6 protein-coding genes are annotated in these 4,783 nt (G+C 65.6%); 3 read left to right on the forward strand and 3 right to left on the reverse strand.

Annotated features, from left to right (window positions below; all coding sequences use genetic code 11):
* The 3 genes from AC2VOU_RS16555 to AC2VOU_RS16565 form a co-directional block, all read left to right on the forward strand.
* A partial coding sequence (locus AC2VOU_RS16555) for an acyl-CoA thioesterase domain-containing protein (RefSeq protein WP_486958352.1) occupies positions 1-715 on the forward strand: 715 nt, incomplete at its 5' end.
* Positions 716-722: 7 nt separating this feature from the next.
* A complete protein-coding gene (gene pdxT / locus AC2VOU_RS16560) occupies positions 723-1,331 on the forward strand; it encodes a pyridoxal 5'-phosphate synthase glutaminase subunit PdxT (RefSeq protein ID WP_047315973.1) in 609 nt (202 codons plus the stop codon).
* Between the two features lie 140 nt (positions 1,332-1,471).
* Positions 1,472-2,227 carry a YebC/PmpR family DNA-binding transcriptional regulator gene (locus AC2VOU_RS16565; protein WP_047315972.1) on the forward strand — a complete coding sequence of 252 codons (756 nt, stop codon included), beginning with the start codon at positions 1,472-1,474 and terminating at the stop codon, positions 2,225-2,227.
* Between the two features lies 1 nt (position 2,228).
* Here AC2VOU_RS16565 and AC2VOU_RS16570 read toward each other — a convergent pair whose 3' ends face one another.
* Genes AC2VOU_RS16570 through AC2VOU_RS16580 form a run of 3 tightly spaced genes read right to left on the reverse strand, consistent with a single transcriptional unit; the run spans position 2,229 to position 4,720 of the window.
* Positions 2,229-3,818 carry a polyamine aminopropyltransferase gene (locus AC2VOU_RS16570; protein ID WP_486958353.1) on the reverse strand — a complete coding sequence of 530 codons (1,590 nt, stop codon included), beginning with the start codon at positions 3,816-3,818 and terminating at the stop codon, positions 2,229-2,231.
* A complete protein-coding gene (locus AC2VOU_RS16575) occupies positions 3,815-4,270 on the reverse strand; it encodes a DUF350 domain-containing protein (protein ID WP_047315970.1) in 456 nt (151 codons plus the stop codon). Before AC2VOU_RS16575 ends, AC2VOU_RS16570 begins: the two co-directional genes overlap by 4 nt.
* A gap of 18 nt (positions 4,271-4,288) precedes the next feature.
* Positions 4,289-4,720, reverse strand: coding sequence for a DUF4247 domain-containing protein (locus AC2VOU_RS16580; RefSeq protein WP_047315969.1), 432 nt, complete (start codon positions 4,718-4,720; stop codon positions 4,289-4,291).
* Positions 4,721-4,783 lie beyond the last annotated feature (63 nt).

Consider the following 4,783-nt stretch of genomic DNA (forward strand, 5'->3'; position numbering starts at 1 on the left):
GGCGGTGCGCACGGTCGACGAGCGGTATCGCGTGCACTCGCTGCACGGCTACTTCTTGTTGCCGGGGGACGCAGGCGCACCCACTGTCTTTCTGGTCGAGCATGTCCGCGACGGCGGTTCTTTTTGCACCCGCCGCGTCAGCGCAGTGCAGCACGGCCAGACCATCTTTCACATGTCGGCGTCGTTTCAGACGCCGCAACAGGGCATCACTCACCAGGATGAGATGCCTCCGGCGCCGGACCCCGAGGAACTGCCCGAGGTCAGCCGCATGAAGGCGTTCGATGACGAGGCCATCAAGCAGTTTCAGGAATGGGACCTGCGCCGGGTGCCGCGTAAGCTGCTCGAACCTAGACCGGGCAAGGTCGCCCAGCAGCAGGTGTGGTTCCGCCATCGCGATCCGTTGCCCGACGACCCGGTGCTGCACATCTGCGCGCTGGCCTACATGAGCGATCTGACGTTGCTGGGCACGGCGTGGTCGATCCATCCGGGTGAGCGCGATGTTCTGCAGGTGGCGTCGCTGGATCACGCGCTATGGTTCATGAGACCGTTCCGAGCCGACGAATGGCTGTTGTACGACCAGTCGTCGCCGTCCGCGCAAGCCGGCCGCGCGCTAACCCAAGGCAAGATCTTTGACCGAACCGGGGCGATGGTGGCCGCCGTCATGCAGGAGGGGCTGACCCGTTTTCCGCGCGGATACCAGCCGACCCCGCGGTGAGCGCGCGATGAGCTTTCCGAGCGGTTTTCCAAGGGTGGGCGTCTTGGCGCTGCAAGGAGATACCCGTGAGCACCTCGCGGCGCTGCGCGAAGCCGGGGCCGATTCTATGCCGGTACGCCGCCGCGGCGAGCTGGACGCGGTTGACGCGCTGGTCATTCCGGGCGGGGAATCCACCACCATGAGCCACCTGCTGCTCGACTGCGACTTGCTGGAGCCGTTGCGGGCGCGGCTGGCCGACGGGCTGCCGGCTTACGGCGCATGCGCTGGCATGATCCTACTGGCCAGTGAGATCCTCGACGCTGGCGCGAGCGGGCGGGCGGCGCTGCCGCTGCATGCGATAGATATAACGGTGCGGCGCAACGCTTTTGGGCGTCAAGTCGACTCGTTTGAAGGCGATATTGGGTTCGCTGGTCTTGCTGAGCCGGTGCGGGCGGTGTTCATCCGCGCGCCCTGGGTGGAGCGGGTCGGCGACGACGTGCAGGTGCTGGCCCGAGCCGCGGGCCACGTTGTCGCGGTGCGGCAGGGCCCGGTGTTGGCGACGGCGTTTCACCCGGAGATGACCGGCGACCGGCGCATCCACCAGTTGTTCGTCGACATCGTCAACGGCCGGATATAGTGCCGCGAAAGTGCGACTGGCGACGCATTGAGCGAGTGGAGCCGTCGGTGGTGGCACTCTCGCGGCCTTCGGTGTCCACGTAGACTCGTCAAGCGAACTTGTCGAGCAGCAGAGTGCGATGGAAGAGGTAAGACACACCGATGAGCGGCCATTCCAAGTGGGCCACCACCAAGCACAAGAAGGCCGTCATTGACGCCCGCCGCGGCAAGATGTTCGCCCGGCTGATCAAGAACATCGAGGTTGCGGCGCGCGTGGGTGGCGGTGATCCAGCGGGCAACCCAACGCTCTACGACGCGATCCAGAAAGCGAAGAAGAGCTCGGTACCCAACGAGAACATCGAACGGGCGCGCAAGCGCGGCGCTGGTGAGGAGGCCGGTGGCGCCGACTGGCAAACCATCACCTACGAGGGTTACGCACCCAACGGTGTGGCGGTGCTCATCGAATGCCTGACTGATAACCGCAACCGAGCTGCCAGTGAGGTGCGGGTGGCGATGACCCGCAACGGCGGCGCCATGGCCGATCCGGGGTCGGTGGCCTACCTGTTCTCCCGCAAGGGCGTGGTCACCTTGGAGAAGAACGGTCTCACCGAAGACGATGTGCTCACCGCGGTGCTGGACGCCGGCGCTGAGGATGTCAACGATCTTGGTGACAGCTTCGAGGTGATCTCTGAGCCAGGTGATTTGGTCGCGGTCCGCACCGCGTTGCAAGGTGCCGGCATCGACTATGAGTCGGCTGAAGCCAGTTTCCAGCCCTCGGTCAGCGTGCCCGTCGACCTCGATGGCGCCCGCAAGGTATTCAAGCTTGTCGACGCGCTGGAGGACAGCGACGACGTGCAGAATGTCTGGACCAATGTCGACCTATCCGACGAGGTGCTGGCCGCTCTCGACGACGAGTGAGCTAGTCATAGCCGTGGCGCATGTCTTCGACGATGCGCGGGTTCTCCAGGGTCGACGGGTCGAGCGGGCGCGGCCCGATGTCGCCGGAGAACACGGTGGCAGCCTCGAGCACTCGCGGGTTGAGGAATCGCAGCGGCGGAGCGTCGCCCGGCATGCCGGGTGTGGGCGCGGCGCTGCCGGGGCGCGCCAAGACGAACCCCCAGTCACCGAAGGTGGGCACGTGGACGTGGTACGGCGTGACGGCGTAGCCGGCAGCCTGGATCGTCGAGACCGTCCGCCAAAACGCCGTCGGGGTGGAAAACGGGCTGCCTGCCTGCACAACCATCAGCCCCGCGGAAGCCAGCGCATGCGCGGCCAACACATAGAACTCGGTGGAATACAGCCGGCCCAGCACGGGCGTATCAGGGTCGGGAAGGTCGATGATGACCGCGTCAAAGCCTCCGGCGGGGCGCAGCTGCGGGTGGGGGGCGCGCAACCAGTTCATGGCATCGTCGATCACGACGGCCACCCGCGGGTTGTCCAGCGCGCCGCCGTTGGCGTCCCGCAGTGTGGTGCGCGCTACGTCAATCACCGCGGGATCGAGCTCCACCTGAACGATCGTGCCGATGCCAGGCTGGCGCAGCAGTTCGCGGGCCGCTAAGCCGTCACCGCCGCCGAGCACCAGCACCGAGTGTGCATTGTTGCCGAGTGCGGGGTAGACGAGGCTCTCGGTGTACCGGTATTCGTCCCGGGTGGAAAACTGCAGACCCCCGTCCAGGTATAGCCGCATGTCGTTACCGCGGCGGGTTACCACGATCTCCTGGTAGGCGGTGTGCCGGTAGGCGATGATCGGGTCGGCGTAGAGACGTTGCCGGCTGGTGGTCTCGATGTCGCGAGCACCCAGCAGCAGCGTGGCCAGCAGCCCGAGCGCCGTGCACAGCGCGCACAACGCCGTCACCAGCTGCGTTGGGGACACGACGCGGCGCAGCAGAAAGACCGACACGATAGCCGCGGCGACCAGGTTGATGATGCCGGTGGCCGCCGCGCCGCGGATCATCCCCAGCTGCGGCAGCAGAACGAAGGGCCAGACAAGCCCGCCGATCAACGCGCCCAGGTAGTCGGCTGCGGTGAGGTTCGCCAGTGTGCGGCCGGTAGCGGTGGCGATATCGGTAGTGGGGTCGGCAGGGCCGCGTTGCAGCAGCGTCATCAGCAGGGGCACCTCGGCGCCGACCAGGCCGCCGATCAGCGCTGTGCTCACCGCCAGGACCCATGTTGACCCGTCCATAAACGCGAACACCACGTAGAGCGCCGCCGCGGACAGGCCGCCGATGATGCCCAGCAGCGCCTCGACCGCGATGAAGGTGATTGCCGCATGCGTCAGCAGCGGTTTGACTGCTAAGGCCCCAGCACCCAGCGCGGCGATGTAGCCGGCGACGATCAGTGAAGTTGCGACGATGCCGCCGCCGTTCAAGCTTGCCGACAGGGTCAGCAGCGCGAGTTCGTAAATGATGCCGCAGGCCGCACACGCGGCGACGGCAGCCAGCAGCACGGCCCGCCACCGTCTCGAAAACTCGGCGGGCCGGCCGACTGCGGGCACCGGAATAGAGCTCATGACAGCGCGGCGGCGGTCACTCCTCCCACGGCCAGCAGTATCAGCGCCACCGCGAACGATCCCGGATGCAGCTCCGGCTCGTCGACGTGCTCGTGGAAACTACCCGGTATCAGCAGGTGTATGGCTAGCATTGCTATTCCCAACAGAATCACGCCCATGAACCCGTACACCGCCACGCCGAGCAGTCCCTGACCGAGCTGGCTGTAGCTGTTGGTGATGGCGCTGATGATGACCGTGGTGAGCGCGATGTACATGGCGCAAGCGAGGACGACAGCGTTGGGCCGGCGATCGATGAACACCAGCTGGCGCAGCTTTCCCGGGGTCAGCCAGTCGACCATGTAGAACCCGACGAGCAGTACGGCCATGCCGACCGCAAAGTACAGGATCGTCGCGACCGCGCCTTTCAGGACGGGATTAAGGTCGACGGTTCCGATCTGGACGGCGAGGTTCATGGCTGTCTGTCTCCTTTGCTATTTCGTTCCACCGGGGCCTCCAGGGCTACCTCCGGCACCGCCCGATGGTGATCCTGGGGTGAACCCGGGGCCGAGGAATATGAACGTGCCGTGGCTGTATCCGGCGCTGAGCGGTTCGATGCGGATGCTGCACGGATAGTTGCCATCCGGGCCGACGGTCACAATGTTGTTGCTGTAGCGCAGGTATTGGTTGGTGCCGTTGGCGGCGCGCGCTTCGGGTGTCTGATAGTTGGCGAGCGTCTGGGCTACCTGCGCGGGTGATCCGGTGCAGGCGTAGCGAATTCCGTTGGCATCACGGGAGTATTCGTGATAGTGCGACGCGATATACGAGCTGATGTTCTTGTTCAGCAACATGATTCCGAAAACCAGCGACACGGTGGCGGTGACGGCCAACGCGCCGGCAATCACCAACAGGCGATTGCGGCTCATGGACGCCACCGACTCGCCGTGTGGACCACCGTCCCGCCAGACCCCAAAGGACGTCGCGGATAC

It is taken from the genome of Mycobacterium sp. TH-M25 (assembly GCF_057473665.1).